Below are 26,927 nucleotides of genomic sequence, written 5' to 3' on the forward strand. Positions count from 1 at the left end.
TGTTGGGCGATCGTCCGGAAATCCAGTGAGCCCTAGCGGGCATATGCTTCACGACTTGCGTCAAACGCGCCACAAGAGCTGATCTTGTGCGCACAGACGGGAGTTCGACCATGCGATATGGCCAATCATGACCAGTGATCGAGACTGGACCGGACGCGTCGGCGACACCTGGGCCACGGAATGGCGCCGTACCGACCGCAGCTTCGAGGGGCTTGCGCCCGTACTGAACGCCGCGATCCTTGCGGCGGCAGGCCCGCAGACTCGTACTGTTGTCGATATCGGTTGCGGCGCCGGCGCCACGTCGCTGGCCAGCGCGCAGGCGCTGCCGGACGGGCAAGTGATCGGCATCGATCTCTCCCCGAAGCTGATCGCAGTGGCGAACCACCGCGCCGGACATCTGACCAATGTCGCGTTCCACTGCGCCGACGTCGCGGCGGGCGTCGAGACGCATGCGCCGATCGATCTCTATGTCTCGCGGCATGGGGTCATGTTTTTCGCCGATCCGGTGGCGGCCTTTGCCCAGCTCGCTGAGGCCGCCGCCCCCGGCGCCGCGCTCGTCTTTTCGTGCTTTGCCGAGCGTGCAGCCAATCGCTGGGCGGTGGAAACTGTCGCGGGTGCGGATGACGCATCCGGACCGACGGGGGCCATGACCACGCCGGGGCCCTTTGCCTTTGCCGATCCGGCCTATGTCGCGGAGATGCTGAAGCAGGCCGGTTGGAGCGCGACGACACCACTGCGTGTCGACTTCGGCTATCGCGCGGGAGGCGGCGCGGATCCGGTGGCGGACGCGATCGACTATCTCAGCCGGATCGGTCCCGCGGCGTCGCGGATCCGCGACACGCACGGCGCGGAACGCGAACAGGCGCTGGCGCGTCTGACCAGCGCCTGTGTCGATCGTCTGGCCGGGGATGCGGTCGAATTTCCGGCCGCCGCCTGGATATGGACGGCACACAGGGCGCGCTACAGCCAAGGGAGCCTGCCATGATCACCGTCCACCATCTCGAAAACTCGCGATCGCAGCGGATCCTGTGGATGCTCGAGGAACTTGGGCTGCCCTATGAGATCAAGCGCTATGCGCGCGATCCGAAGACGATGCTCGCACCCCCGGAACTGAAGGCGGTCCATCCGCTCGGCAAGTCGCCGGTGATCGAGGATCGCGATGTTGAGGGTGGCCGGGTCGTGGCGGAGACGGGCGCGATCGTCGAGTATCTCGTCGACAAGGCGGACGGTCGGCTTGGGGCCCCCGCCAAGCGCGCAGATGCGCTGCGCTATCGGTTCTGGCTGCATTATGCCGAAGGCTCGATGATGCCGCCGCTGTTGCTCAAGCTGGTGCTCGCGAGGATCCCGGTGATGGGGAAGATCGCGCTGAAGCGCATTCAGCCGATGATCGATGTCCATCTCGATTATGTTGAGGCCGAACTGTCCAAGCGTCCCTGGTTTGCGGGCGACCAGATGACCGCGGCGGACATCATGATGAGCTTTCCGCTCGAGGCGGCGCGCAGCCGTGCGGGGCTCGACGAATCACGCCCCGCGACGATCGCCTGGCTCGGCAAGGTTCATGCGCGACCGGCCTATCAGGCGGGCCTGCAAAAGGGCGGCCCCTATGCCTATGCCTGACCCGGGCACACGCCAAGAGGCGGGCAGGCCGATCGCCTCCTGACGTCCCGTGCCGCTCAGGCCTGGCCAGGCTTGATCTTCTCATAGCTGTCGACATTCACCTTCGGGCCATGCCCGGTCGGTGCATGCGGCGGGTCGCGGTCGGCGGGTTCGCGCTCGTCGAGCCCGCCCTCCCACTTTGCGACCACGGTCGCGGCGACCGCATTGCCGATGACGTTGGTCGCCGATCGGCCCATGTCGAGGAAGTGATCGACTGCGAGGATGAGCAGGATGCCGGCCTCCGGGATCTTGAACATCGACAGCGTCCCGGCGATCACCACCAGCGAGGCACGTGGCACGCCGGCAATGCCCTTCGACGTGACCATCAGCACGAGCAGCATGGCGATCTGCTGCCCGATCGGCATGTCGATTCCGTAGGCCTGCGCGATGAACAGCGACGCGAACGTCATGTACATCATCGACCCGTCGAGATTGAACGAATAGCCGAGCGGCAACACGAAGCTGGCGATCCGCGGCGGCACGCCGAACCGGTCGAGCGCCTCGAGCGTGCGCGGATAGGCAGCCTCCGACGACGCGGCCGAGAAGGCGAGGATCAGCGGGTCGCGGATATAGCGCACCAGCAGCCGCGTCCGCGGGCCGATGAGCAGGAAGGCGATGCCGATCAGCATCAGCCAGAGCAGCCCCAGCCCGAGATAGAAGGTCAGCATGAAATAGCCGAGATCGCCGAGAATGCTCGGGCCGCGTTCGGCGAGCGTCGCGGTCACCGCGGCGAACACCGCGAATGGCGCGAACCGCATCACGTAATTCGTGATCTGCAGCATGACCGCGACGAGCGCCTCGATCGCCTTGACGAGCGGGGCGGCCTTTTCGCCGACCGCGGTGATCGCGACGCCGACGAACACCGAGAAGACGACGATCTGAAGGATCTCGTTGCTCGCCATCGCCGAGATCATCGAGTCGGGAACGATATGGGTGATGAATTTGGCGAGATCGAAGGCGGCTCGGTCGACGCCGCTCGACGCGGTCGCCGGCGGGATGGCGAGCGCGAGGCCGACGCCGGGCTGCAGCACGTTCACCAGGATCATGCCGAGCGTCAGCGACAACAGGCTCGCGCAGATGAACCAGCCGAGGCTGCGCAGGCCGACGCGGCCGAGCGCCCCGGTATCGCCCATATGCGCGATGCCGACGACCAGCGTCGAGAAGACCAAGGGCGCGATGATCATCTTGATCAGCCGCAGGAACAGCGACGTGACGATCGAGAAATAGCCGGCAATGTCCTTCAGCTGCGCGGCGGATTGCGCGCTGCCGTCGTCGATCGACGCGTTGAGGATCCAGCCGACGGCCATGCCGGCGACCAGCCCGAACAGGATATAATAGGTTAGCCGCTTGGCCATTAAACGCTCCCGAAACTCGCGCAGGAGGGAAGGGGATTGCGGCGCCCGGGTCAAGGACCCTATCGTCCCGACATGGCAATCTCTCCCGAATTACCCACCAGGCGCACGCTCCTCGGTGCCGCCGCCGCGCTCCCGCTGCTGTCGATCGGCGCGGTGCTGCGCGCGGCCGAGCCCGACCTGGCGGCGCTGTCCGATCTCACGGGGGGTGCCAAGCCGATCGATGCGGACGAGCGCGCCGCCCGACTGGTGCGTGCCCAGGCGCTGATGAAGGCGGCAGGGATCGGCGCGGTCCTGATCGAGCCGGGATCGTCGATGCTCTACTTCACCGGTGTCCGCTGGAGCCGGAGCGAGCGGCTGACCGCCGCGATCCTGCCGGTCGAGGGGCAGCCCTGTATCGTCACGCCGTTTTTCGAGGAGCCGTCGGTGCGCGAGACGCTCGCGGTGCCGGCGGAGGTTCGCGTCTGGCAGGAGGATCAGAACCCGCTTGCGGTGGTGGCGGGCTTCCTGCGCGATCGCCGGCTGATCGCGCGGCCGATCGCGATCGAGGAGACGATGCGCTTCTTCGCCGTCGACGCGCTGCGTCGGCTGGTACCGGAGGCGCGGGTCGTATCCGCCAACCCGGTCGTGCGCGGCTGTCGGATGATCAAGACGCCTGCCGAGATCGCACTGATGCAGACGGCGACGGACGTCACGCTCGCCGCCTATCGCTGGACGCATGCGCGCGTCGAGACGGGCATGACCGGTCCCGAGATCGGCGCGCTGATGACGGCCGCGACCCGGAAGCTCGGCGGGGCGCCCGAATTCTCGATGGCGCTGGTCGGCGAAGCCTCGGCCTATCCGCATGGCAGCCGGGAGATCCACCGCGTTGCGGACGGGCAGGTCGTGCTGATGGATTGCGGGTGCACCGTGCAGGGCTATCAATCCGACGTCTCGCGCACCTGGGTTCACGGATCGGCTACCGCCGACCAGCGCAAGACCTGGGACCAGGCGATCCGCGGTCAGCAGATCGCGTTTGCCGCCGCGCGGATCGGCGCGACCGCGGGCAGCGTCGACGATGCGGTGCGGCAGCATTACCAGGCGCTGGGCTATGGTCCGGGCTATAAGCTGCCCGGGCTGTCGCATCGGACGGGGCACGGGATCGGCATGGACGGGCACGAACCGGTCAATCTGGTGCGGGGCGAGGCGACGAAACTCGCGGCGGGCATGTGTTTCAGCGACGAGCCCGGCATCTACATCCCCGGGCGCTATGGCATCCGGATCGAGGATTGCTTCCACATGACCGAAGCGGGGCCGAGCTGGTTCAGCGTGCCGCCCACATCGCTCGACCGCCCGCTGGGCTGACGAGCCCGGGGCCTGTTCAGGCGGCCTGGCTCATCCAGCGTTCGGCATGTGCGAGGGCGGCTGCGTCGTCGACGTCGATCCAGTCGATATCGCTGCAGTCGATGGTCTCGGCACGGTCCTGCGCGGCGAGCATGCGGACGCCTTCGGTCAGCGAGGGACTCGCCAGCGTGGCGAGCGCGGCGCCGAGGCGCGGCGAGATCGCGAAAACGCCCGTGTCATAGGCGTCATGCGGTTCGAGACCCTTGCCGATCGCCACAATCGCCGGCCCGTTGGTCGCGACACACGTGACGTCTTCGGGGTCGACCCAGGGATGGCCGAGCCGGCGGTCGATGCCGAGCTGAAGCCCGTTGCCCGATCCGGCGGCGGCCATGCGGCGATACAGCGCGGGGAGGACGAGGTGGTCGCACATCGCGAGAACCGCGTCCTCACCGGCCAGCGCGTCGGTGGCGGCAAGCACCGATACGCCATTGGGCTCGCGGTGATCCGCAAGGACGGTTTCGACATGGAGCGGCCAGCTGCGGCTGGCGAGATAGGCCTCGATCGCGTCGCGGCCATAGCTCAGCGTGACGATCGCACGCTTGAGCCCTGCTACCGCAAGACCCTCGAGCGCATGCGCGATGAGGGGGCGGCCGGCGACCGGGCAGAGTGGCTTGTAGGGCGCCGAGGCGCGAAGACGGCTGCCCTCCCCGGCGGCGAGGATGACAGCCGTCTCGATCATGTCAGGCGGCCTTGATGAACCGCTCGACCTCGATCTGCGCGAGATCGTCGGTCATCTGCGTGCGCGGATGCTTGCAGAAATAGGCCGATGCGGGGTCGATCACGCCGGCGATGCCGCGATCCTTGGCGATCTTGGCGCAGCGGATCATGTCGATCGCGACACCCGCCGAGTTGGGCGAATCCTCGACCGAAAGGCGCAGCTCAAGGTTCATCGGCACGCCGCCGAACAGCTGGCCTTCCATGCGCAGGAAGCAGACCTTGTTGTCGTTCTGCCAGGGAACATAGTCCGACGGGCCGATATGGACGTTGTCGTCATCCATGCGCTCGGCCGCGACCGACTGGACGGCTTCGGTCTTCGAGATCTTCTTCGACTCGAGACGGCGATGGTTCGACATGTTGAGGAAGTCGGTGTTGCCGCCGGTGTTGAGCTGGTAGGTGCGATCCAGCTTCACGCCGCGCTTGGCGAACAGGTCGGTCAGCACGCGGTGGACGATCGTCGCGCCGAGCTGTGCCTTGATGTCGTCGCCGATGATCGCGACGCCGGCGTCTTCGAACTTCTTCGCCCAGACGGGGTTCGATGCGATGAAGACGGGGATGTTGTTGACGAACGCCACGCCCGCTTCGATCGCGCAGTCGGCGTAGAATTCGGTCGCCTCCTGCGAACCGACGGGCAGGTAGTTCATCAGCACGTCGGCGCCCGACGCCTTCAGATCCGCGATGACCTGCTCGCGCGTCGGCTCTGCGGCGTCAGCGAGGAGGAAGGTGCGGTCGTCCTTGAAGTCCGACATGTGGTCGGCGACGCCGTCGAGCGTCTTGCCCATCTTCACGATGGTGCCGGTGTTGCCGACATTGGGGGCGAACACCGCGGTGCAGTTGGGCTTGGCGAAGATCGCCTCGGCGACGTCCTTGCCGACCTTGCGACGATCGACGTCCCAAGCCGCGACGACCTTGATGTCGCTCGGCTTGTAGCCACCCATGTCGAAATGCATCAGGCCGACCTGGTCGTTTGCCCCCTCGCGATAATGCTCGAGACCCTGGACGAGCGAGCTCGCGCAGTTGCCGATGCCGACCACGGCGATCCGAATGCTATTCATTACTGACCCTGTTCCTTACGAAAGATGCATGCGCGACGCGGTCTTCGATCGCGGCGGTGTGGTATTACGGACGAAAGCCCGTTCGACACGACGGTGCCAGACGAGCCCGACGATGGCGACGAGCGTCAGAGGGACGATCTCGAACCACCAGAAGATGCGCGGGTTGCCCGCAAAGCAGGCGACGAAGATCGCCCATACTCTGACATTCGCGGTTAGCAAGGCCATGAAGCGCAATGGCGCGACGGCGCGCGTGGCATAGCTCTGGCCAAGCGCGACAGGATCGCTGGCCTGACCGAGCGTGCGTTCGAACGGCATCGCGATCCGGTCGATGCTGCCGGCCACCCCGTCATAGAAGCGGACGAGCGCGTTGCCGGTCGGCACCGGCGGCGCGTCGAGGGCGACGCCGCGGATCCGGCGATGGAAGCGCGAGCGCTCACCCTCGTACATGTTGGACTGCACGGCGTGTGCGGCGCCCGCCGCCACCGCGAGGATCCAGGCCTCTGGCGTGTCGATGGTGAGGGCCAGCGAGATATAGATGAGCGCGAACACGCCGTGATCGCACAGACCGTCGAGCATCCGCCCGAGCGGGCTCGCGGTCTTGGTCGCGCGGGCGACCATGCCGTCGAGGCCATCGGCGATCAGCCACCCGATCGACAGGGTTAGGCCGACCAGTGCCAGGGCGGGATTGCCCCAATGCGTATAGGCCAGCGCAGCGGCGCCCCCCAGGACCAGTCCCGCCACCGACACCGTGTTCGCCGAGATGCGACGCGCGAGTGCGATGGGCAAAAGCGCGCGGCCTGCCGGGTGAATCAGCCAAAGGTTAGATGGGATCTCGATCCGGCGATCGCGCGATCCATCCGGTGGAGCCACTGTCATAGGATTTTCATAATGCGCGCGGCACGCGATTTATGCAAGGTCGCCCGGCTCGGCCTGCGGAACGGCTGAGCGCAATTCGTCGATCCAGACCCGCGCGGTTCCATCCGACGGTGCGCGCCAGTCGCCGCGCGGCGACAATGCGCCGCCCGCGGAGACCTTTGGCCCGTTCGGCAGCGCAGAGCGCTTGAACTGGCTCGTCGCGAAAAAGCGCTGAAGAAACCTTTCGAGCCATGCGGTTATCGTCGGCAGGTCATAGGCGACGCGCGCAGTCGCCGGCAGGTCCGCGGGCCATGCCCCGCTCTCCGCATCGCGCCAGGCATGCCAGGCGAGAAACGCGATCTTCGACGGCGCGAGGCCATAGCGGATCACGTAATGCGCGAAGAAATCGTTCAGCGCATAAGGCCCGATCATCGACTCGGTGCTCTGCAGCGCGCCGTCCGCCCCCGCGGGGACGAGTTCGGGGGAGATTTCCTGCGCGACGATCGTCGACAGGATCGCATCGGTTGCCGCGTCATACTGGCCGGTCCGAATGCACCAGCGGATCAGGAACTGGATCAGTGTCTTGGGCACGCCCGCGTTGACCGCATAATGGCTCATCTGGTCGCCGACGCCGTAGGTGCACCAGCCCAGCGCCATCTCGCTCAGGTCGCCCGTGCCGACCACGATCCCGCCGCGCTGGTTGGCGAGACGGAACAGGTAATCGGTCCGCAACCCTGCCTGGACGTTCTCGAAGGTGATGTCATAGGTCGGCGCGCCATCGGCAAAGGGATGCCGCATGTCCTCGAGCATCCGCCGCGCCGCAGGGCGGATGTCGATTTCCTCCGCGGTGATGCCCAGCGCGCGCATCAGCGCCCAGGCATTCGCCTTCGTGCCCTCGCCCGTCGCGAAGCCGGGCATGGTGAAGCCAAGAATGTCGGCACGCGGGCGGCCGAGCCGGTCCATCGCCTTGGCCGCGACAATCAGCGCGTGCGTCGAGTCGAGCCCGCCCGACACGCCGATCACCAGCGTGCGGGCGTGCGCCGCCTCGAGCCGCTTCGCCAGCGCCTCCACCTGGATATTGAACGCTTCGTAACAATCCTCGTCGCGGCGGGCGGGATCATTGGGGACGAACGGGAAGCGGGGGACGACGCGTTCGAGCCCGACGTCCGCGACGGCGGGATCGGTCAGGTGATCGAACGCGATCCGCCGGATGCGCGTCTCGGGATGCCCCGCGAACGCCGCCGCGTCGTTGAATGTGCCGGTCCGCAGCCGTTCCTGCGCGATCCGCTCGCAATCGACGTCCGCGACGACCAGATCCGGCTCGGTCGCGAAGCGGCGTGATTGGGCGAGCTGTTCGCCGAGCTCGTGGATCAGCCCCTGGCCATCCCATGCGACCTCGGTCGTGCTCTCGCCCGGGCCCGCCGCGGAATAGACATAGGCGCAGACCGCGCGCGCCGACTGCGCCGCCGCCAGCATCTCGCGCTCGCGCGCCTTGCCGATGACGATGTTCGATGCGGACAGGTTGCAGCAGATCAGCGCGCCGGCCAGCGCGCCCGCGGTCGACGGCGGGGTAGGGGCCCAGTAATCCTCGCAGATCTCCGCATGGACCACGAAGCCCGGCAGGTCGCGCGCCGCAAAGATCAGGTCGGTGCCAAACGGCACGGACGCGCCGCCGAGATCGATCGACAGCCCCGTCAGTCCCGCGCCGCTCGCGAACCAGCGCTTTTCGTAGAATTCGCGGTAGTTGGGCAGGAAGGTCTTCGGCACGACCCCGAGCACGCGACCGCGCGCGATCACCACCGCGCAATTATACAGCCGCCCCGCGCGCACCAGCGCCGCGCCGACCAGCAGCACTGGCCGCAGCGTCGCACTCGCCGCGACGACGCTATCGATCGCCGCCAGCGTCGCACGCTGCTGCGCGGTCTGCAGATGCAGGTCGTCGAGCGCGTAGGAGGTTAGGTTGAGTTCGGGAAAGACGACGAGGTCGACATGCTGCGCATCCGCCTGTGTCGCCAGCGCGATCGTCGTCGCGGCATTGGCGGTGGTATCCCCGACCGATGCCCGCGGGGTCGCTGCGGCAACCCGGATCAGGCCGTGCGTATGGATCGCGTAGAATGGATGCGTCATGCCTCCATCGTTAAACGCGCGGGGCAGTTCATGCTACCGGCTTCACCGGCCCGATATGCGGAGGCTGCTGTCAGGGGGCGCTCTGCGCAGACGTGGAGGCGATGACCCCCTGCACGGCACGGGCGCGCCGGCGTTCGAGCTTCTGCCGTTCGGAGATCTGGTAGGTCTTCGCAATCCGGTACCGCTGCTGCTTCGTCTTCGCGTCGACACTGCCCAGCGCGAGTATGCCGCCAAATGCGAGGATCGCGAATAAGAGGGTAATGAGGTTCAGTTGTCGCGCTTCTGCAGCCTTGTCCGTCATCATCCCGCTCCTATCGCCTGCCGTCATCGGACCCGACAGGTCTTTCACGGCATCCCGCCGAAAAACCTTCTATGTCCGCAACTTGTCTTGGTCATTCCGTACATCGTACAGCCATTTCGCGGCGCCGAGGTTCCACCGTCCATGGCAAAAATCCGCACTGCGGCTGTTGCGCGATCGGCAGGCAGATCTGCTATCGGGACTGACAGGCGATGGCACGCGGGATGCGTGGCAGGGTGTTTTATGGGGAAGCGATTTTGACGATCACGCTGTTCGGGATCAGGAATTGCGACACGATGAAGAAGGCGCGCGCGTGGCTCGAAGCGCATGACGTCGCCTATGTGTTTCATGACTACAAGACCGCCGGAATCGAGGACGCACGGCTGCGCGACTGGATCGGCCGGGTCGGGTGGGAGCCATTGCTCAACCGCGCCGGCACCACGTTCCGGAAATTGCCCGAGCCCGAGCGCGCCGATCTGGACGCGGACAAGGCGGTCGCGCTGATGCTGGCGCAGCCGTCGATGATCAAGCGCCCAGTGCTCGATACCGGTGCGACACTGCTGGTCGGCTTCAGCGCCGAGCGGTATGAGGCGGCGGGGCTGGGGAACGCCTGAAGGAGACGAGCATGCCTGTCGCTACATGGAACGGCCAAGAGATCGCCCGGTCCGACGATACCGTCGTCGTCGAGGGCAATCACTATTTCCCCGCGGACAGCGTCGATCCGGCGCTGCTCGAAGACAGCGCGACGCAGTCGAACTGCCCGTGGAAGGGCACCGCGCGCTACAAGACGCTGGTCGTCGACGGCAAACGCAACGTCGATGCGGTCTGGTACTATCCCGATCCCAAATCCGCCGCGGCCGAGATCAAGGATCGCTATGCCTTCTGGAAGGGCGTGACGGTCGGCTGAGCCGCGCCGCCCGGGCGGGCGCGACGGGACGGGCTGGGCGAGCGGCGTCGGCTTCGCTAGAACGCGCGCCCATGTCCACGACCTACACGCTCGACACCGCGACGAGTCGCGCCAACCCGACGCCCGCCCCGCTCAAGCGGCTGACGATCCCCGCGATCCGCCGGCAAAAGGGGCAGGTGCCGCTCGTCATGCTCACTGCCTATACGGTGCGCAACGCGCAGCTGCTCGATCCACACTGCGACATGCTGCTGGTCGGCGACAGCCTGGGGCAGGTGATCTATGGCCTGCCCTCGACCGTGCCGGTCACGCTCGAGATGATGGCGGCGCACGGCGCGGCGGTGGTGCGCGGCAGCTATCATGCGGTGGTGGTCATCGACATGCCGTTCGGCAGCTATGAGGCATCGCCCGAAAAGGCGTTCGAAAGCGCCGCCTGGCTGCTCAAGCAGACCGGCGCGGCGGCGGTGAAGCTCGAGGGCGGCACCGCGATGGCGCCGACCGTGCAGTTCCTGGTCGAGCGCGGGATTCCGGTGATGGGGCATGTCGGCCTCACCCCGCAGGCGGTCAACGTGCTGGGCGGCTATGGCGCGCGCGGCCGTACGCCCGAGGAGGCCGCCAAGATCGTCGCGGATGCCAAAGCGGTCGCCGAGGCGGGCGCATTCGCGCTGGTGATCGAGGGCGTGGTCGAGCCGATCGCGATCGAGATCACGCGCGCGGTCGTCTGTCCGACGATCGGTATCGGCGCATCGGTCGAGTGCGACGGCCAGGTGCTTGTTGCCGAGGACATGCTCGGCCTGTTCGACCGTACCGCCAAGTTCGTGAAGCGGTTCGAGGATCTCGCCGCCAAGATCTCGGGCGCGGCGGAGACCTATGCCGATGAGGTTCGCGCCCGCGCCTTTCCGGGACCCGACCAGAGCTATGCGCCGCGCGCCGGCACGGTGGATTGATCCGGCTTTTGTTTCGGACGCGTGGCGGCTAAGGTCCGCGCCATTCCACCATCCCCCGATATCCTTTCCTCCCTTTGTCTCCGGAGTCACCCTTGGCCCTGCCGCCGAAAACCGATGAAGCGTTCCTCCGCGAGGTCGACGAAGAACTGCGCCGCGATCAGCTCGCGGGTTTCTGGACGACCTGGGGCAAATGGGTCGCGCTCGGGGTGGTCGCAGCACTCGTCGCGCTGGCCGGATTCCTCTATTATCAACACCGCACCGAAACCCAGGCGGGTGTCGAGGGCGAGCAGCTCCAGGCCGCGTATGACGCGCTGGCCGCGGACAAGGTCGCCGAGGCGAACACGACGCTGACCAAGCTCGCGGCGTCCGACCGCGCCGGTTACAGCGCGCTGGCGCGGTTCACGGAAGCGGATATCCTTCTCCAGAAGGAGGATATGAAGGGCGCTGCGGCCAAGCTGGCGGCGATCGCTGCCGACACGTCGGTCGCCAAGCCGTTCCGCGACCTTGCGCTGGTCCGGCAGACGTCGGCGGAATATGACACGCTCAAGCCGCAGGTCGTGGTCGAGCGGCTGCGTCCGCTTGCGGTGACGGGCAACCCCTGGCTCGGCAGCGCGGGCGAGATGGTCGCCGTCGCCTATGTCCGGATGAACCAGACCAAGCAGGCGGGGACGCTTTTCGGTCAGATCGCGGCTGATCCCGGCGTGCCCGAGACGATTCGTCAACGCGCTGTTCAGATGGCCGGTGTACTGGGCGTCGACGCCGTTGCCAGCACCGGGACGGCCGGGACCGCCGCTGCTGCTGCATCAAACGAGGATACCAACGCGCAATGACGAAGTCTTATCGGGTGACGGTCGCGGTGGCTGCGCTCATGGCCTTGAGCGGCTGCGGCATTTTCAAGGGCGGCGTCAAGAAGACCCCGACGGTCGGAAACCGGGTATCGATCCTGACCTCCGAAAACGGGGTCGAGACCGACGCGACGATCGCCGATGTCCAGGTCCTCCTGCCGGCCCCCTCGGTCAACGACGCCTGGGCACAGCCGGGCGGCAATCCCGCCAAGTCGATGGGCCAGCTTGCGCTCGCCGCACAGCCAACCAAGGCATGGCAGGCCTCGATCGACGGTGGTTCCAACCGCGAACGCATGGCCGCGCCGCCCGTCGTCGGTGAAAACAAGCTGTTCGTGATGGACGTCCACGGCGTCGCGCATGCGTTCAAGTCCGACACCGGCGGGGCGTTGTGGACCACGCCGATCACCGAGGGCAAGATTAACCAGTCTGCGCGGTTCGGCGGCGGCGTGAGCTATGACGACGGCAAGGTCTATGCGACCGACGGCGTCGGCGATGTGGTCGCGATGAACGCGTCGGATGGCGCGATCCTGTGGCGCGCCAAGCCCGGCGGCCCGTTGCGTGGCTCGCCGACCGTGTCGAACGGTGCGGTCTATGTCCTGACGCAGGACAACCAGATCTTCTCGCTCAACCAGGGTGACGGCAAGGTCCAGTGGGTCCAGTCGGGCACGCTGGAGACGCAGGGCGTGTTCGGCGTCGCGGCACCCGCGGTCAGCCAGGGAACGGTCGTCTCGGGCTTCTCGAGCGGCGAACTCAGCGCCTATCGCTACGAGAATGGCCGCATCCTTTGGCAGGACGCCTTGTCGCGCACGTCGATCACCACATCGGTGTCGAGCCTGTCGGATATCGACGCGGCCCCGGTCATCGATGGCGGCCGTGTCTATGCGGTCGGGCAGGGCGGGCGCATGGTCGCGCTCGAGCTCTCGACCGGCCAGCGTCTGTGGGAACAGAATTTCGCGGGCATCTCGACCCCCTGGATCGCGGGCGAATGGCTGTTCGTGGTCACCGACGATGCAAGGCTGGTCTGCCTGTCGCGGTCGAACGGCAAGGCGCGCTGGATCGCGCAGCTGCAGCGGTTCGATAACGAGAAGAAGAAGAAGGGGCCGGTGACCTGGTATGGCCCGATCCTGGCGGGCGGACGCCTGATCCTGACCAATTCGCGTGGCGAGATCGTCTCGGTCAATCCGGGCGACGGCGCGGTCGGCAGCACGATCGAGACCAAGACGCCCTTCACGCTGCCGCCGATCGTCGCGAACTCGACGCTCTACACGCTCGATCAGAAGGGCAAGATCACCGCCTATCGGTGAACCATCACCCCTCTCCCGGTGGGAGAGGGGTAACAGGTGACGACGGAGCGTTCCCGCGCTAAGGGCACGCCATGTCCAAACTCCCTGTGGTCGCAATCGTCGGCCGCCCCAATGTCGGCAAGTCGACCCTGTTCAACCGCCTCGTCGGCAAGAAGCTCGCGCTGGTCGACGACCGGCCTGGCGTCACGCGCGATCGCCGCGAGGGCGATGCGTCGCTGATCGGGCTCGATTTCCGCATCATCGATACCGCCGGATACGAGGATCACGACGCGCAGACGCTGCCCGGGCGGATGCGTCAGCAGACCGAGGCTGCGGTTGGCCAGGCCGATGTCGCATTATTCCTGTTCGACGCGCGCGCCGGCATCGTGCCGCTCGACGAGGAGATCGCCCGCTGGCTGCGCACCGCCGACGTGCCGGTCGTGCTCGTCGCCAACAAGGCCGAGGGCCGCGCGGGCAATGACGGCGTGCTCGAGTCGCTGGCGCTCGGCTTCGGCGATCCTGTCGAACTGTCCGCCGAGCATGGCGAGGGCATGGGCGACCTGTTCGAGGCGTTGCTCCCGCTGCTCGAAGGCAAGGACGAGCTTCCGGAGGAACAGCCCGACAATGAATATGAGGGGCCGCTGAAGCTCGCGATCGTCGGACGGCCGAACGCGGGCAAGTCGACGCTGGTCAACCGCATCTTGGGCGAGGACCGGATGATCACCGGTCCCGAGGCCGGCATCACGCGCGATTCGATCAGCGTGGATTACGACTGGCATCCGACCGGCGGCGAATCGCGCAAGGTCCGGCTGATCGATACGGCGGGCATGCGCAAGCGTGCCAAGGTCCAGGACAAGCTCGAGAAGATGTCGGTCGAGGACGCGCTGCACGCGGTCGACTTCGCCGAGGTCGTCGTGCTGCTGCTCGACGCGACGCTGGGGCTCGAGGCGCAGGATCTGCGGATTGCCGACAAGGTGCTGCAGGAGGGCCGTGCGCTCGTCATCGCGCTGAACAAATGGGACATCGCGGAAAGCGCGTCGTCGCTGTTTAACGGCGTCAAGCGCGCGCTCGAGGACGGCCTCAGCCAGGTCAAGGGCGTCACCGTGATGACCGTGTCGGGCGCGACCGGCAAGGGCATCGACCAGCTGCTCCAGGCGTGTTTCGACACGCGCGACGCCTGGTCGAAACGCGTCGGCACCGGCGAGCTCAACCGCTGGTTCGAACGCGCGATTGAGGCCACGCCGCCGCCGGCCCCGGGCGGCAAGCGGATCAAGATGCGCTATGTCACGCAGGTCAAGACGCGTCCGCCGAGCTTCGTGATCTTCGGCACGCGCGTCGACCAGCTGCCCGCGAGCTATGAGCGCTATCTGGTCAATTCGATGCGCAAGGATCTGGGCTTCGGCGCGGTGCCGGTCCGGCTGATGTTCCGCGCGCCGAAGAACCCGTACGACGATAATCGCGGCGGCGGCGGCGGCTACTAGACGGTGGCGTCCGGGGTGGTCCGGATCGACGCGCGGGGCATGCGGTGCCCTTGGCCCGCGATGCGGCTGGCCAGAACGCTGCGTCAGGCGGGCGAGAGATCAGGCTCGGACGGGATGCCGGCCAGTGTTCGGATCGAGGTCCGCGCCGATGATCCGCGTGCGCCTGCCGAGCTGGCGGCGGTCGCCGCGGCGGCGGGCGCGGACATGGCGATCATTTCCGATCCAGTCGCGCCAATATTTGTCGTGACACGCGGGTCCGACAGCAACAATGTCTTTACGGAATAGCGATAGGCTGACCGTCGACGTTCATGGCGGGCCGGCCAAACGGGAGTAGGCGTCAGTGTCATTCGAAGGAAACACCCTGGTCGACTGGCCGGCGTTTCAACAGGCCCGCAGCGAGCTTGGCGGCGGGTTCATCCGCATCCTCGGCTATTTCCGCGAAGACGGCGTGAAGTCGGTCGCGACGATCGAGGCTGCCATGCGCGCCGGCAGCGCCGCGGCGCTGATCATTCCAGCCCACACCCTGAAGGGCGAGGCGCGCCAGTTCGGCGCCGAGCCGCTGGCCGATCTCGCCGAGACGATCGAGACGATCGCACGCGACTGTGTCGAGCTTCACGATACCCCGGATGCCGCGCTCGAGCATGTCGCGCGGTTGCGGCCGCTGTTCGGCGAGACGCTGACGCTTCTGGAGCGCGAGGCCAATCCGCTGGTCCCTCGCCGTCCCGCGGCGGGTGGGTTTGGGCGGCGTGCCGTTCCATCGGGGTTCGGCGCCGAATAAGCACGCTGCCGGCGCGCGTTGCCGGTCGCCGTGGACGACGACCGGCAGACGGGTTCAGCCCTTCAGATAGGGTGCCGCACCGGCCTTGGGCGAATCATGCTCGGAGATCGAGTTGAGCTGGATGTAGTTGTGGATGCCCATCCGCGCGATCATCTCGAACTGGCGTTCGATCGTGTCAACATGCTCTTCCTCGCTGGCAAGGATGCGCACGAACAGGTCGCGGCTGATATAGTCCTTCACTTCTTCGCAATAGGCGATCGCGCTCTTCAGCTGGATCGTCGCCTCGACCTCTAGCGCGAGGTCGGACTTCAGAACCTCCTCGACGGTCTCGCCGATGCGCAGGCGGCCGAGCAGCTGGAAATTGGGCAGGCCATCGAGAAACAGGATGCGCTCCGACAGCCAGTCGGCATGCTTCATTTCGTCGATCGACTCCATGCGCTCATACTGGGCGAGCTTGTAGACGCCCCAATGCTCGAGCATCCGATAATGGAGCCAATATTGGTTGACCGCGGTCAACTCGTTCTTGAGCGCCTCGTTCAGGAAATCGATTACCGTGGGATCGCCGCGCATTGCCATAACTCCGTCACCTCTGAGCGGCATGTAGCGGTTTTACGTTCGTGGCGGCAAGGGCGACGGGACCGCACCGTGTGGCGCCGCGCCAGGTCAGGCTGCGGCGCGTTCCTCGTTTATGATCGCCCGGGCGACCGACGTGCACTGACCGCATTTCGGCTGACGACCCAGCGAACGGAACGCCTGGCAGGGGGTCGTGCACCCGCCCCGCGCGCAGCTGCGAACGTCGGATTCTCGAATGGCATTGCAGACGCAGACGACCATGGAAGCTCCCTCATGAGAGCTTCCAATTAGCGATAATGCGAACCAGTCGCAAGCGCTTTTGCGTCTGATTCGCAACTAATGACGCGGTGTCGTTCAGGCGAGCGCGGCGTCGGCCCCCATCATATTCGGGAAGAAGCCCTCATGCGCGGCGCGCAGCGTGTCGAGTGCGATCACGTCGTCGCGGTCGGGGCGTTCGAAGATCAGGCGCTTGCCGCCGGTGCGGCCCAGTGGTTCGGCTTCGACATCGGCCGCATGCGCGGCGCCGAGGAAGTCGAGCAGCGCGTGATCCTCGACGGTGACGATATAGACGCCCTGGTCCTCCGCGAAGAAAGCGCGTGCGCAGTCGAAGGGCTGCTTGCGGTCGATCATCGCACCGATGCCGCCCGCGAGCGCCATTTCGGCCAGGGTCACGGCGATGCCGCCGTCCGAGACGTCATGGACCGCCGACAGCTGGCCCTCGGCGATCGCGTTGCGGATGAGGTCGCCGACGCGACGCTCCGCCGCCAGATCGACCGCGGGCGGGGGGCCTTCCTCGCGGCCATGGCATTCGCGCAGCCACAGCGACTGGCCGAGATGACCGTGTCGCGTACCGACCGCGAGGATGATGTCGCCCGAGCCCTTGAACGCGATCGTCGCATTCTTCTGCCAGTCGGCGAGCAGGCCGATTGCGCCGATCGCGGGCGTCGGCAGGATAGCCGAGCCGCCGCCGGTCGCCTTGGATTCATTGTAGAGCGAGACGTTGCCCGAGACGATCGGGAAGTCGAGCGCGATGCACGCGTCGCTCATCCCCTCGAGGCAGCCGACGATCTGGCCCATGATCTCAGGGCGCTGCGGGTTGGCGAAGTTAAGGCAGTTCGTCACCGCCAGTGGCAGCGCGCCGACCGCGGTCAGGTTGCGCCATGCCTCGGCGACCGCCTGCTTGCCGCCCTCGACGGGATCGGCAAAGCAATAGCGCGGCGTGCAGTCGGTGGTCATCGCCAGCGCCTTCTGCGTGCCGTGGACGCGGACGACCGCCGCGTCGCCACCGGGGCGCTGGACGGTGTCGGCGCCGACCATGTGGTCATACTGCTCCCAGATCCAGCGGCGCGAGGCGATGTCGGGCGAGCCCATTAGCGTCACCAGATCGGCGGCGATGTCGTTGCTGTGCGGCACGTTTTCGAGCGGTGAGGGCTTGGGCGTCGGCACGTGCGGGCGATCGTAGAGCGGTGCCTCGTCGGCAAGCGGCCCGAGCGGAATGTCGCAGACGGTCTCGCCCCTGAACGTCAGCACCATGCGGCCGGTGTCGGTCACGCGGCCGATGACCGCGAAATCGAGCTCCCATTTCTTGAAGATCGCCTCGGCCTCGGCCTCGCGGCCGGGCTTCAGCACCATGAGCATCCGCTCCTGGCTTTCGCTCAGCATCATCTCGTACGGCGTCATGCCCGTTTCGCGCTGCGGCACGTCGTCCATGACGAGTTCGATACCGACTCCGCCCTTCGACGCCATCTCGACCGACGAGGAGGTGAGGCCGGCGGCGCCCATGTCCTGGATCGCGACGATGACGTCGGTCGCCATGAGTTCGAGGCAGGCCTCGATCAGCAGCTTTTCGGTAAAGGGATCGCCGACTTGGACTGTCGGGCGCTTGGCGTCCGAATCCTCGCCGAAGTCCGCGCTCGCCATCGTCGCGCCGTGGATGCCGTCGCGACCGGTCTTGGAGCCGACATAGACGATCGGATTGCCGATGCCGCTGGCGGCCGAATAGAAGATCTTGTCCTGATCAGCGATCCCGACGGTCATCGCGTTGACCAGGATGTTGCCGTCATAGGCCGCGTGAAAGTTCACCTCGCCGCCGACCGTCGGCACGCCGACGCAATTGCCATAGCCGCCGATACCGTGGACCACACCCGAGATCAGGTGGCGCATCTTCGGGTGATCGGGCCGGCCGAAGCGCAGCGCGTTCATGTTGGCGATCGGTCGCGCGCCCATCGTGAAGACGTCGCGCAGGATGCCGCCGACGCCGGTCGCCGCGCCCTGATAGGGTTCGATGTAGGACGGGTGGTTGTGGCTCTCCATCTTGAAGATCGCCGCCTGGTTGTCGCCGATATCGACGACGCCGGCATTCTCGCCCGGGCCGCAGATGACGCGCTCGCCCTTGGTGGGCAGCTTCATCAGGTGGATCTTGCTCGACTTGTAGCTGCAATGCTCGGACCACATCACTGAGAAGATGCCGAGCTCGACGAGATTGGGCTCGCGGCCGATCGCGTGCAGGACGCGCTCATATTCTTCGGGGGACAGGCCGTGGTCGGCGACGATCTGCGGTGTGATCTCGGTCATGGGGCGGGCTTTAGCGGGGTGGGGGGCGACTTGCCAGCGTCGATCCTGCTCGAAGCGCGAGGGATTGGCGACGTGCAATTGCCATGTCATGAAACGGCGTCAGACTTCCCTTTGATACCGCCCGGTATATGGCAGGGCGGTCGTCATTCGGGGGGGGTAAATGAAGATCGCGTCGATACTGGCGATTGCGGCGCTGGGGAGCACGGCGATGCAACTGCCCGCGCAGGCACCGGCGAGTTTCTGTGAGCGGCTTGCTCCCAAACTTAACATGAAGCAGGCCGGATCGAAGCCCGCGCGGGCCACCGAATGGCGCGTCAATACAATGGGTCTCGGATCGCATCTGTTCGGCGGGTCGTCGATGGTGTCGTTCATGGTCCGGCCGTCGGGCGAGCAGACCCAGGCGGCCTATGACAAGGCGACGAAGGCCTGCAGCCAGTCGCCCAAGGGTATCCTGTGCCGGATCGAGGGGCCGGCCGAGCTGACGGTGCAGACCAAGGGTGGCGAAGCGAAGGGCGATGCGGCCGCAGGTGAAAGCGCCGACGTGGAGTTGCGGAAGGCTGCAATCCTCTGCCGCGACCTGTAGTCGTCATCCCACTCTGCGTCGTCATCCTGACGGACGTCAGGATCTAGGGTAACACGGTACGCGCCTTGCGGCTCTGGATCCTGACTTTCGTCAGGATGACGGGAGGGGGGCGATTGCGCCCCCCTCCCGTGCGTATCACCCGTAGGGCGGCTGCGTGTAACCCTTCGGGCTGAGCGTGAAGATGTCGCAGCCGGTTTCGGTGATGCCGATCGAGTGCTCGAACTGCGCCGAGAGCGAACGGTCGCGCGTCACCGCCGTCCAGCCGTCATCGAGCAGCTTCACGTCGGGGCGGCCGATGTTGATCATCGGTTCGATCGTGAAGATCATGCCGGGGCGCAGTTCGGGGCCGGTGCCGGGCTTGCCGACATGGACGACTTCAGGGGCGTCATGGAACAGCCGGCCGACGCCGTGCCCGCAGAAATCGCGGACCACGCCGTAGCGGTGCTTCTCGGCATGACGCTGGATCGCATGCGCGACGTCGCCCATGCGGTTGCCGGGCTTCGCCTGCTCGATGCCGAGCATCAGGCATTCATACGTCACCTCGACGAGGCGCCGCGCCTTGATCGGCACGTCGCCGATCAGGTACATCCGGCTCGTGTCGCCATGCCAGCCGTCGAGCAGCGGCGTGACGTCGACATTGACGATATCGCCCGATTTCAGCGTCTTCTCGCTCGGGATGCCGTGGCAGACGACATGGTTGATCGAGATGCAGACGCTGTGCGTATAGCCGCGATAGCCGAGCGTCGCGGGCACCGCGCCGGCGGCTGTGACGAAGTCGTAGATCAGCCGGTCGATCTCGGCAGTGGTCACGCCCGGCACCATGTGCGGCACGATCATGTCGAGCGTCTCGGCGGCGAGCCGCCCGGCCTTCATCATGCCTTCGAAGGCGGCGGGGCCGTGGAGCTTGATGGCGCCGGTGCGCGCGTCCGGCGCGTCGGACGTGACGGTTACATATTCGGTCATGGCGAGCGATATAGCGTGGCGGCGCAAGTTTTGCGAGGCTATGCGAAGGGCCATGACACAGGAACGCATCTGGACGGCCGCACTGACGATCATCGGCGACGAGATCCTGTCGGGCCGCACGCAGGACAAGAACGTCGCGCAGATCGCGGCCTGGCTCAACGTGCAGGGCATCCGGCTGGCCGAAGTGCGCGTCGTCGCCGACCGGACCGAGGCGATCGTCGAGGCGGTGAACACCTTGCGCGCACGCAACGACTATCTGTTCACCACGGGCGGGATCGGCCCGACGCATGACGACATCACCGTCGACTCGATCGCCGAGGCGCTGGGTGTCGCGGTCGAGCATCATCCGCGCGCGATGGCGGTGCTGGAGGCCTATTATGCGACCCGCGGCGGGCTGACCGAAGCGCGTGCGCGGATGGCGCGCGTGCCGGTCGGTGCCGACCTGATCGACAACAAGGTGTCGGGCGCGCCGGGGATCCGGATCGGCAACATCTTCATCATGGCGGGGGTGCCGCACATTACCGCCGGCATGCTCGACGCGCTCACCGGCACGCTGGAAGGTGGACGCCCGGTCGTGTCGAAGACGATCGGCTGCTGGGTGGCGGAGAGTGAAGTCGCCGACCTGCTGCGCGATGCCGAGAAGGCGCATGACGGCGTCGCGGTCGGCAGCTACCCGTTTTTCCGCGACGGCCGGACGGGCGCGAATTTCGTCGTGCGCAGTGCGGATGCCGCGCTGGTCGATCGCTGCATCGCCGATCTGGTCAGCGCGCTCGAGGCGACCGGGCGCGTGGTGACACCCGAAGGTATCTGACGCCGCGGGCGTACTCCAGGTTGGTGGACGGCCCGCTGGGCCAAGTCGCTTGCAAAGCACGGCAATACCCGTCAGCCTTCGTAAAAATACGAAGGAGAGGCTGGATGACTGCAAGCAATCTGATGCTGATGATCGTGGGCTGTATGGCGGTGTTGCCGCTGGTGGCGCTCGCCTTCGTGATGTGGCGGCCGGTGACCAAGCCCCTCGACTGAGGGGCGTTGCGCCGCGTGCACGTCGGTCGTGCGCGCGGCTCGCTCCGTCTGCCAAGTCCGGTGCCGATGCCAAGCGTGATTGACAGGCGCGGTCGGAGAGCTACCCCGGTGGCATGGTTACCCGACAGACCCGCAACCCGGTGCTCGCGTCCGAACTCGACCGCTTCATCGATGCCCAGGTAATTGCCGGCACCGGCACCGGCACCGGCACCAGCGCCGATGCGGTTGCCGCTGAGACCCTGACGCTGCTGCGCGACCGGCTGGGGCGATCCGGCGCCGCCACCCCGGTGGCCTGGCCGATCGCCGGCGGGGCATGTGGCGTAGCGATACGAGCGCATGACTGGAGCGCGACGCCGCTCCGCGCGATCGACACCTGGTCCCCGCAGCTTCGCTCGACCGTCAATACGGTGGTCAACTCGCCCGTCGCCAAGGTGCTGATGTGGGGCACCGACGGCCTGATGCTGTATAATGACGGCTATGCCAGGATTGCGGGCGGCAAGCATCCGGCCGCGATCGGTGCGCGCGCCGTCGACGTCTGGCCCGAGCAGGCGGACTTCAACCGCCACGTGCTGGGCGAGGTGATGCGCGGCGAGGTCATGCTGTTTCGCGACCAGCCGATGACGCTGCACCATGACGGCGCGGCGCACGCGGTGACGCTCGACCTCTTCTACACCCCGGTGCATGATTTCGACGGCAGCGTCGGCGGCGTGCTGGGTACCGTGATCGACAATAGCGAGCGGGTGGCGGCGGAACGGCAGCTGGCGCGGAGCGAATCGGAGCTGCGGATCGTCACCGACGCGCTGCCCGTGCTGATTTCCTATATCGATCGTGACTATGTCTATCGTTTCGCCAACAGCTTTTACGAGGACTGGGTCGGGCTGACACCCGCCCAGGTTGTCGGACGGCATGTCCGCGACGTCATCGGTCAGCCCGCCTTTGCGGTACGGCAGCCGATGATGGACCGGGCTCTGGCCGGCGAGACGGTAACCGCCGATGCGCGGCTGCCGCACCGCGACGGCGGCGACCGCGCGTCCGAGCTGCGCTATATCCCGCGGGTCGAGCCCGATGGGGCGATCAATGGCTTCTACGTGCTGGTCTTCGACGTCGAGGAGCGGGTCAATCGCACGCTGCAGCTCGAACGACAGATCAGCCACCGTGAACGCGCCGAACGTCAGTTGCGCGTTCTCAACGAAACGCTCGAGGCGCGCGTCATCCGCGAGATCGAGGAGCGCCGGCTTGCCGAAGCGGGGCTCGCCCAGGCGCAGAAGATGGAGACGATCGGCAAGCTGACCGGCGGCGTCGCGCACGACTTCAACAATTTGCTTCAGGTCGTCTCAGGCAATCTGCAGTTGCTCGGCAAGGACATTGCCGGGAATGCGCGTGCCGAGCGCCGGGTCAGCAACGCGATGGCGGGGATCGAACGCGGTGCCAAGCTCGCCGCGCAGCTGCTCGCCTTCGGCCGACGCCAAGCGCTCGAACCCAAGGTGGTCAACGTCACGCGGTTCGTGCGCGGGATGGACGATATGCTGCGGCGTGCGATCGGCGAGGCGATCGAGGTGGAGACGGTCGTCGGCGGTGGGCTGTGGAACACGTTCATCGACCCGACGCAGATCGAGAACGCGTTGCTCAACCTCGCGATCAACGCGCGCGACGCGATGGAGGGGCGCGGCAAGCTGACGATCGAGCTCGGCAATGCCAGCCTCGACGACGCCTATGCGCGCGGCCATATGGAGGTCGCGGCGGGGCAATATGTCATGCTGGCGGTCACCGACACGGGCAGCGGCATGGCGCCCGACATCATCGACAAGGTGTTCGAGCCGTTCTTCTCGACCAAGAGCGAGGGCAAGGGATCCGGGCTCGGCCTGTCGATGGTCTATGGCTTCGTCAAGCAATCGGGCGGCCATGTGAAGATCTACAGCGAGGTCGGCGAGGGCACGACGATCAAGCTCTATCTGCCGCGCGCGATGGGCCCCGAAGACGTCGAGGTCGCGACCAGCGGTGGGCCGATCATCGGCGGGACCGAGACCGTGCTGGTGGTCGAGGATGATGACGAGGTCCGTGCGACCGTCGTCGAGATGCTCGGCGACCTTGGCTATGGCGTGCTGAAAGCGGTCGACGCGGGCAGTGCGCTGAACGTCATCGAAAGCGGCGTGCCGATCGACATGCTGTTCACCGACGTGGTGATGCCGGGGACGCTGAAGAGCCCCGAACTCGCCCGTCGTGCGCGCGAGCGGATCCCCGATCTCGCGGTGCTGTTCACGTCGGGCTATACGGAGAATTCGATCGTGCATGGCGGCCGGCTCGACGTCGGTGTCGAGCTGTTGTCCAAGCCCTATACGCGCGAGGCGCTCGCCCGGAGGTTCGAACAGGTTCTCGCCGGCCAGCGCGCGCGGCGGCGCGCGGCGGAGGGTCACGAGGATGCGCCGCGGTCGGATGGAGACGTCCCGATCCGCGTCCTGCTTGTCGAGGATGACGCGGCGATACGTGCAGGCGCCGCCGAAATGCTGCGCGATCTGGGCATGGCGGTGATCGAGGCGGTCAGCGCCGAAGCGGCGCTGGCGGCGCTGCAGGCCCGCCCGGTCGATGTGCTGGTCAGCGACGTCAACCTGCCGGGGCTGTCCGGCCCGGAGCTTGCCGAAGCGGTCCGCATGCGTCGGCCGGGCATCGGGGTGGTGTTCGCAACCGGCGACAGCGAGGTCGCGCTCGTACCGTGGGATCCCCAGGCGATCCTGCTGCCGAAGCCCTATGGCGTCGAGGCACTTCGCTCGGCTGTCGTCAGGGCGGCGTCCAAGGCGGCGATCGACAGGCCAGCGCCGGCTGAGACTGCGGCCGAAGGACCTGTGCTGATGCAGATCGCGTCAGACGGACAGACCAGAGGGTACTCCTGACCGGCAGCGACCGTGCCGGGGGGAGGGGAGCGCGCGACGGAGGCGTGCGTGTCCCGGCGCCTAGCGCGTCGGCCAGACCATCATGCAGGTGTCGACAAGCTGATTGAGCTCGCCACAGGTGGCGCCCGATCCGCCCTGGATCGCCAGCCCCTGCATGACCGCGAACAGATAGCGCGCAAGAGCGGGCGACTCGAGACCGTCGGGGAACTCGCCCGCCGCCTTGGCCTCGTCGAACCGGCGGATCAGCGCAGCCTGTGACGACTCGCGGCGTTTGGCGACCTCGGCCTTGATCGGTTCGGCCTCGACGCCGCAAGCGACGCTGCTGATGATGCTCAGGCACCCCTTGGGATCGCAGGTGCTCGTCTGCATCTGAAGCGCCCCGCGCAGCAGCCGCTCGGCCACCGCCTTGGCGGTCGGCGCATCGAGCGCGGAGGTCATATAAGCGAGCTTTTCGCGCTCGTAGAGGTCGAGCGCCTTGTGAAACAGCGCTTCCTTGTTGCCGAACGCGGCATAGAGGCTCGGCTTGGTGATCTTCATCTCGGCCGTGAGCTCGGCCATCGACGCCGCCTCATACCCGTTTCGCCAGAAAACGCGCAGCGCGGCCGCGAGCGCTTCCTCGAGATCGAACTCGCGGGGGCGGCCCTTGGGGGCGGTGAGCGTGCACAAGCTATTCATACCAGTCGGTATATAGGCACAAGTGGAAAAACGTCCAGTATCCCGGACGTTCCGGGATCCAGCGACCGGATCGCGCACGTCGAACATCCGCGCCGCCCGCGCGTTGGGCGGGGCAGGACCGGCGGGTGATCCTGCTGCGGTCGGACAAGGGATTATGATCATGAGAATCGGGTTTATCGGTCTGGGCCAGATGGGGCATGCAATGGCTACCAATCTGGTCGAGGCGGGTCATGAGGTGACGGTCTGGAACCGCTCGCCGGACAAGGCCGATGCGCTGGTCGAACGTGGCGCGACTCGGGCCGCGACGCCCGCCGAGGCGGCGCAGGGCGACGTGGTGATGACGATGCTGGCGGACGATGCCGCGCTGGAGGCGGTGGTCTACGGCGATGGCGGGATCCTTGGCGCGCCGGCGGTCCATGTATCGCACAGCACGATCAGCGTTGCGCTGGCGGAGCGGCTGACGGCGGATCAGGACGGGGCCGGTGGCTATGTCGCGGCCCCCGTCTTCGGTCGTCCGCCCGCGGCGGCGGCGGCGATGCTGTTCGTCGTTGCGGCGGGACGCGACGATCTGATCGCCCGGTGCGAGCCCGCACTGGACGCGATCAGCCAGCGTGTGTTCCGTGTCGGCGAGACGCCGTCCGCCGCCAATCTGGTGAAGCTCAGCGGCAACTTCATGATCATGGCGGCGGTCGAGGCGATGGCGGAGGCGATGACGCTGGCTGAAAAGGGCGGGGTCGAACCGGCGCTGCTGCTCGAGGTGCTGACGGGCACGCTGTTCGATGCGCCGGTCTACAAGACGTATGGCGAGATGCTGGTCGAACAGCGGTTTACACCCGCCGGTTTTGCCGCGCCGCTGGGTCTGAAGGACATGAACCTCGTCGACACCGTAGCGGGGCGACTGCGCACGCCGATGCCGCTGCTCGGCGTGGTGCGCGATCATCTGCGCGCCGCGATCGCGAAGGAGGGGGAGGATGTCGACTGGTCGGCGGTGGGCGCCGCCGTCCGGCGCAACGCCGGGCTTTAACGCCGCCGCTCGCCCGCCTGTCGGCCGCCAAGTGCAGCCTGCAGGCGGGGTCGGACCACGAGGAAGCCGAGATAGGCACGCTCAAGCAGGCGGAGCGCCGTGCCATTGCGCGCGAGCAGGCCGAGCGGCCGCAGGACCGGGATTGCGCGCCACATCGCAGCGAACGCCGCCGCGCCCGACAGCATCGTCCCGTCTTCACGCGCATGAAACCGCGCGAGCAGGTCCCGGCGGTCGATCGGGCAGCTCGCATCGGGATCGGTGGCATCGACGAAGGTGATCGCACCGCGCCGGTCGAGCCGCCGCATGAGCGCGATCTCGCGCCGGCATAGCGGGCAGTCGCCGTCATGCCAGACGACCAGATCGGTCACCGGGCGTCCGCCGCGTCGGACTCGGGATTGCGTGCGCTGATGCGCGTGGCGAGCAACGTCGCAAAGCCGAGCCAGCCCACGAACGGCACGCCCAGCAGCGCCGCGGGACGATCGACCTTCGCCGCCGCCGCAACATACGCGCCGCCGGTTGCGACCATCGTGCCTGCGACGACCGCGCCGGATCGCAGCGCCCGCTTGCGAAAGAAGATCTCGGTCCAGCCGCCGACCATCGCGGTGTTAAGCAGCCACAACCCGACCGCACTCGTGCGACGTGGCCCTGAGGGCTGGCGGAGCAGACGATATCCGCCGACGGCGAGCCCGGTCTCGAGCACCGGCCACACCGCGCCGAACACGGCATCGGGCGGCGTATAGCTCGGCTTGTCGAGCCGCTTGTACCAGCGGCGGGTCCGTGGGTGAGAGGGGTCGGGCGCATTGCGGCGACCGATCGCCGCGCTAACGCCGAGGACCGACACGACGATCAGCGCGGCAGCGGTCCGCGACAGTGCTGGCGGTGGCGGTGGCGCATGCGTCGGAACGGGCGACGCGACCGGATGGTGATCAGCATGGGCCATCGC

At 66.9% G+C, this 26,927-nt stretch carries 28 protein-coding genes; 15 read left to right on the forward strand and 13 right to left on the reverse strand.

Features of this window, described 5'->3' with window-relative positions:
- Positions 1-127: 127 nt before the first annotated feature.
- The gene (locus ASE89_RS05150) at positions 128-985 is read left to right on the forward strand and encodes a class I SAM-dependent methyltransferase (RefSeq protein ID WP_056674629.1); all 858 of its coding nucleotides are present in this window, start codon (positions 128-130) and stop codon (positions 983-985) included.
- Positions 982-1,617: a glutathione S-transferase family protein gene (locus tag ASE89_RS05155; protein WP_056674631.1), complete on the forward strand. Its 636-nt coding sequence runs from the start codon at positions 982-984 to the stop codon at positions 1,615-1,617. Before ASE89_RS05150 ends, ASE89_RS05155 begins: the two co-directional genes overlap by 4 nt.
- Positions 1,618-1,673: 56 nt before the next feature.
- On the opposite strand, the gene ASE89_RS05160 is transcribed toward ASE89_RS05155, so the two are convergent.
- Positions 1,674-3,011: a dicarboxylate/amino acid:cation symporter gene (locus tag ASE89_RS05160; RefSeq protein WP_056674632.1), complete on the reverse strand. Its 1,338-nt coding sequence runs from the start codon at positions 3,009-3,011 to the stop codon at positions 1,674-1,676.
- Positions 3,012-3,083: 72 nt separating this feature from the next.
- Here ASE89_RS05160 and ASE89_RS05165 point away from each other — a divergent pair, with 72 nt between their 5' ends.
- Complete coding sequence (locus ASE89_RS05165; RefSeq protein ID WP_056674634.1) at positions 3,084-4,352, forward strand: M24 family metallopeptidase; 1,269 nt, start codon at positions 3,084-3,086, stop codon at positions 4,350-4,352.
- Positions 4,353-4,368: 16 nt separating this feature from the next.
- Here ASE89_RS05165 and ASE89_RS05170 read toward each other — a convergent pair whose 3' ends face one another.
- The 5 genes from ASE89_RS05170 to ASE89_RS05190 form a co-directional block, all read right to left on the reverse strand.
- Positions 4,369-5,070, reverse strand: a complete 702-nt coding sequence (locus ASE89_RS05170; protein WP_056674636.1) for a phosphocholine cytidylyltransferase family protein — start codon at positions 5,068-5,070, stop codon at positions 4,369-4,371.
- A gap of 1 nt (position 5,071) precedes the next feature.
- Positions 5,072-6,163 carry an inositol-3-phosphate synthase gene (locus ASE89_RS05175; protein ID WP_031396675.1) on the reverse strand — a complete coding sequence of 364 codons (1,092 nt, stop codon included), beginning with the start codon at positions 6,161-6,163 and terminating at the stop codon, positions 5,072-5,074.
- Between the two features lie 15 nt (positions 6,164-6,178).
- Entirely contained in the window at positions 6,179-6,949 is a 771-nt protein-coding gene (locus ASE89_RS05180) for a CDP-alcohol phosphatidyltransferase family protein (protein ID WP_236701618.1), read from the reverse strand.
- A gap of 120 nt (positions 6,950-7,069) precedes the next feature.
- Positions 7,070-9,145: an NAD(+) synthase gene (locus ASE89_RS05185; protein WP_056674640.1), complete on the reverse strand. Its 2,076-nt coding sequence runs from the start codon at positions 9,143-9,145 to the stop codon at positions 7,070-7,072.
- A gap of 70 nt (positions 9,146-9,215) precedes the next feature.
- Positions 9,216-9,446 carry a hypothetical protein gene (locus ASE89_RS05190; protein ID WP_156363278.1) on the reverse strand — a complete coding sequence of 77 codons (231 nt, stop codon included), beginning with the start codon at positions 9,444-9,446 and terminating at the stop codon, positions 9,216-9,218.
- Between the two features lie 254 nt (positions 9,447-9,700).
- Here ASE89_RS05190 and ASE89_RS05195 point away from each other — a divergent pair, with 254 nt between their 5' ends.
- From ASE89_RS05195 to ASE89_RS05225, 8 genes are all read left to right on the forward strand, one after another.
- Positions 9,701-10,057 carry an ArsC family reductase gene (locus ASE89_RS05195; protein WP_192002994.1) on the forward strand — a complete coding sequence of 119 codons (357 nt, stop codon included), beginning with the start codon at positions 9,701-9,703 and terminating at the stop codon, positions 10,055-10,057.
- Between the two features lie 11 nt (positions 10,058-10,068).
- Positions 10,069-10,350 carry a DUF427 domain-containing protein gene (locus ASE89_RS05200; RefSeq protein WP_031441739.1) on the forward strand — a complete coding sequence of 94 codons (282 nt, stop codon included), beginning with the start codon at positions 10,069-10,071 and terminating at the stop codon, positions 10,348-10,350.
- A gap of 71 nt (positions 10,351-10,421) precedes the next feature.
- Positions 10,422-11,294, forward strand: coding sequence for a 3-methyl-2-oxobutanoate hydroxymethyltransferase (panB, locus tag ASE89_RS05205; RefSeq protein ID WP_056674644.1), 873 nt, complete (start codon positions 10,422-10,424; stop codon positions 11,292-11,294).
- 92 nt (positions 11,295-11,386) lie between these two features.
- Positions 11,387-12,124: a tetratricopeptide repeat protein gene (locus ASE89_RS05210; RefSeq protein ID WP_031441741.1), complete on the forward strand. Its 738-nt coding sequence runs from the start codon at positions 11,387-11,389 to the stop codon at positions 12,122-12,124.
- The gene (locus ASE89_RS05215; protein WP_056406153.1) at positions 12,121-13,443 is read left to right on the forward strand and encodes an outer membrane protein assembly factor BamB family protein; all 1,323 of its coding nucleotides are present in this window, start codon (positions 12,121-12,123) and stop codon (positions 13,441-13,443) included. The genes ASE89_RS05210 and ASE89_RS05215 overlap by 4 nt, the downstream gene beginning before the upstream one ends.
- Before the next feature lie 71 nt (positions 13,444-13,514).
- Positions 13,515-14,903, forward strand: coding sequence for a ribosome biogenesis GTPase Der (gene der / locus ASE89_RS05220; protein ID WP_056674647.1), 1,389 nt, complete (start codon positions 13,515-13,517; stop codon positions 14,901-14,903).
- Positions 14,904-14,918: 15 nt separating this feature from the next.
- Positions 14,919-15,188: a sulfurtransferase TusA family protein gene (locus ASE89_RS19595; RefSeq protein WP_269082943.1), complete on the forward strand. Its 270-nt coding sequence runs from the start codon at positions 14,919-14,921 to the stop codon at positions 15,186-15,188.
- Between the two features lie 55 nt (positions 15,189-15,243).
- Positions 15,244-15,681, forward strand: a complete 438-nt coding sequence (locus ASE89_RS05225) for an Hpt domain-containing protein (RefSeq protein WP_031395627.1) — start codon at positions 15,244-15,246, stop codon at positions 15,679-15,681.
- Between the two features lie 54 nt (positions 15,682-15,735).
- Here ASE89_RS05225 and bfr read toward each other — a convergent pair whose 3' ends face one another.
- The 3 genes from bfr to purL all read right to left on the reverse strand — a co-directional run bounded on the left by bfr (position 15,736) and on the right by purL (position 18,828).
- Positions 15,736-16,251, reverse strand: a complete 516-nt coding sequence (gene bfr, locus ASE89_RS05230; RefSeq protein WP_056674649.1) for a bacterioferritin — start codon at positions 16,249-16,251, stop codon at positions 15,736-15,738.
- A gap of 93 nt (positions 16,252-16,344) precedes the next feature.
- The gene (locus ASE89_RS21125) at positions 16,345-16,515 is read right to left on the reverse strand and encodes a (2Fe-2S)-binding protein (protein ID WP_037527780.1); all 171 of its coding nucleotides are present in this window, start codon (positions 16,513-16,515) and stop codon (positions 16,345-16,347) included.
- A gap of 93 nt (positions 16,516-16,608) precedes the next feature.
- Complete coding sequence (gene purL / locus ASE89_RS05235) at positions 16,609-18,828, reverse strand: phosphoribosylformylglycinamidine synthase subunit PurL (protein ID WP_056674657.1); 2,220 nt, start codon at positions 18,826-18,828, stop codon at positions 16,609-16,611.
- 160 nt (positions 18,829-18,988) lie between these two features.
- Here purL and ASE89_RS05240 point away from each other — a divergent pair, with 160 nt between their 5' ends.
- Positions 18,989-19,411, forward strand: a complete 423-nt coding sequence (locus ASE89_RS05240) for a hypothetical protein (RefSeq protein WP_056674664.1) — start codon at positions 18,989-18,991, stop codon at positions 19,409-19,411.
- A gap of 135 nt (positions 19,412-19,546) precedes the next feature.
- Here ASE89_RS05240 and map read toward each other — a convergent pair whose 3' ends face one another.
- Positions 19,547-20,374 carry a type I methionyl aminopeptidase gene (map, locus tag ASE89_RS05245; protein WP_031395631.1) on the reverse strand — a complete coding sequence of 276 codons (828 nt, stop codon included), beginning with the start codon at positions 20,372-20,374 and terminating at the stop codon, positions 19,547-19,549.
- A 52-nt stretch (positions 20,375-20,426) separates the two neighbouring features.
- On the opposite strand from map, the gene ASE89_RS05250 reads away from it, so the two are divergent.
- Positions 20,427-21,185, forward strand: coding sequence for a competence/damage-inducible protein A (locus ASE89_RS05250; RefSeq protein ID WP_037527778.1), 759 nt, complete (start codon positions 20,427-20,429; stop codon positions 21,183-21,185).
- A 325-nt stretch (positions 21,186-21,510) separates the two neighbouring features.
- Positions 21,511-24,285: a response regulator gene (locus ASE89_RS05255; RefSeq protein WP_056674668.1), complete on the forward strand. Its 2,775-nt coding sequence runs from the start codon at positions 21,511-21,513 to the stop codon at positions 24,283-24,285.
- A 60-nt stretch (positions 24,286-24,345) separates the two neighbouring features.
- Here ASE89_RS05255 and ASE89_RS05260 read toward each other — a convergent pair whose 3' ends face one another.
- Positions 24,346-24,960, reverse strand: a complete 615-nt coding sequence (locus tag ASE89_RS05260) for a TetR/AcrR family transcriptional regulator (RefSeq protein WP_031441750.1) — start codon at positions 24,958-24,960, stop codon at positions 24,346-24,348.
- A gap of 22 nt (positions 24,961-24,982) precedes the next feature.
- Here ASE89_RS05260 and ASE89_RS05265 point away from each other — a divergent pair, with 22 nt between their 5' ends.
- Positions 24,983-25,984 carry an NAD(P)-dependent oxidoreductase gene (locus ASE89_RS05265; protein ID WP_330219043.1) on the forward strand — a complete coding sequence of 334 codons (1,002 nt, stop codon included), beginning with the start codon at positions 24,983-24,985 and terminating at the stop codon, positions 25,982-25,984.
- Here ASE89_RS05265 and ASE89_RS05270 read toward each other — a convergent pair.
- Together ASE89_RS05270 and ASE89_RS05275 are read right to left on the reverse strand one after the other, a co-directional pair.
- Positions 25,981-26,352 carry a thiol-disulfide oxidoreductase DCC family protein gene (locus ASE89_RS05270; RefSeq protein WP_056674670.1) on the reverse strand — a complete coding sequence of 124 codons (372 nt, stop codon included), beginning with the start codon at positions 26,350-26,352 and terminating at the stop codon, positions 25,981-25,983. The two genes, ASE89_RS05265 and ASE89_RS05270, sit on opposite strands and share 4 nt — an antisense overlap.
- Positions 26,349-26,924 (reverse strand): TspO/MBR family protein, encoded by a 576-nt coding sequence (locus ASE89_RS05275; RefSeq protein ID WP_082451237.1) that lies wholly within the window; start codon positions 26,922-26,924, stop codon positions 26,349-26,351. Before ASE89_RS05275 ends, ASE89_RS05270 begins: the two co-directional genes overlap by 4 nt.
- Positions 26,925-26,927 lie beyond the last annotated feature (3 nt).

It is taken from the genome of Sphingomonas sp. Leaf30, assembly GCF_001422525.1.
Classification (GTDB): Bacteria; Pseudomonadota; Alphaproteobacteria; order Sphingomonadales; family Sphingomonadaceae; genus Sphingomonas; species Sphingomonas aerolata.

Bases quoted from the DNA above. Each gene is read 5' to 3' on its own strand.
- ASE89_RS05150 (WP_056674629.1), top strand. From the start codon at position 128: ATGACCAGTGATCGAGACTGGACCGGACGCGTCGGCGACACCTGGGCC.
- ASE89_RS05155 (WP_056674631.1), top strand. From the start codon at position 982: ATGATCACCGTCCACCATCTCGAAAACTCGCGATCGCAGCGGATCCTG.
- ASE89_RS05160 (WP_056674632.1), bottom strand. From the start codon at position 3,011: ATGGCCAAGCGGCTAACCTATTATATCCTGTTCGGGCTGGTCGCCGGC.
- ASE89_RS05165 (WP_056674634.1), top strand. From the start codon at position 3,084: ATGGCAATCTCTCCCGAATTACCCACCAGGCGCACGCTCCTCGGTGCC.
- ASE89_RS05170 (WP_056674636.1), bottom strand. From the start codon at position 5,070: ATGATCGAGACGGCTGTCATCCTCGCCGCCGGGGAGGGCAGCCGTCTT.
- ASE89_RS05175 (WP_031396675.1), bottom strand. From the start codon at position 6,163: ATGAATAGCATTCGGATCGCCGTGGTCGGCATCGGCAACTGCGCGAGC.
- ASE89_RS05185 (WP_056674640.1), bottom strand. From the start codon at position 9,145: ATGACGCATCCATTCTACGCGATCCATACGCACGGCCTGATCCGGGTT.
- ASE89_RS05190 (WP_156363278.1), bottom strand. From the start codon at position 9,446: ATGACGGACAAGGCTGCAGAAGCGCGACAACTGAACCTCATTACCCTC.
- ASE89_RS05200 (WP_031441739.1), top strand. From the start codon at position 10,069: ATGCCTGTCGCTACATGGAACGGCCAAGAGATCGCCCGGTCCGACGAT.
- panB (WP_056674644.1), top strand. From the start codon at position 10,422: ATGTCCACGACCTACACGCTCGACACCGCGACGAGTCGCGCCAACCCG.
- ASE89_RS05215 (WP_056406153.1), top strand. From the start codon at position 12,121: ATGACGAAGTCTTATCGGGTGACGGTCGCGGTGGCTGCGCTCATGGCC.
- der (WP_056674647.1), top strand. From the start codon at position 13,515: ATGTCCAAACTCCCTGTGGTCGCAATCGTCGGCCGCCCCAATGTCGGC.
- bfr (WP_056674649.1), bottom strand. From the start codon at position 16,251: ATGCGCGGCGATCCCACGGTAATCGATTTCCTGAACGAGGCGCTCAAG.
- ASE89_RS21125 (WP_037527780.1), bottom strand. From the start codon at position 16,515: ATGGTCGTCTGCGTCTGCAATGCCATTCGAGAATCCGACGTTCGCAGC.
- purL (WP_056674657.1), bottom strand. From the start codon at position 18,828: ATGACCGAGATCACACCGCAGATCGTCGCCGACCACGGCCTGTCCCCC.
- ASE89_RS05240 (WP_056674664.1), top strand. From the start codon at position 18,989: ATGAAGATCGCGTCGATACTGGCGATTGCGGCGCTGGGGAGCACGGCG.
- map (WP_031395631.1), bottom strand. From the start codon at position 20,374: ATGACCGAATATGTAACCGTCACGTCCGACGCGCCGGACGCGCGCACC.
- ASE89_RS05250 (WP_037527778.1), top strand. From the start codon at position 20,427: ATGACACAGGAACGCATCTGGACGGCCGCACTGACGATCATCGGCGAC.
- ASE89_RS05255 (WP_056674668.1), top strand. From the start codon at position 21,511: ATGGTTACCCGACAGACCCGCAACCCGGTGCTCGCGTCCGAACTCGAC.
- ASE89_RS05260 (WP_031441750.1), bottom strand. From the start codon at position 24,960: ATGAATAGCTTGTGCACGCTCACCGCCCCCAAGGGCCGCCCCCGCGAG.
- ASE89_RS05275 (WP_082451237.1), bottom strand. From the start codon at position 26,924: ATGGCCCATGCTGATCACCATCCGGTCGCGTCGCCCGTTCCGACGCAT.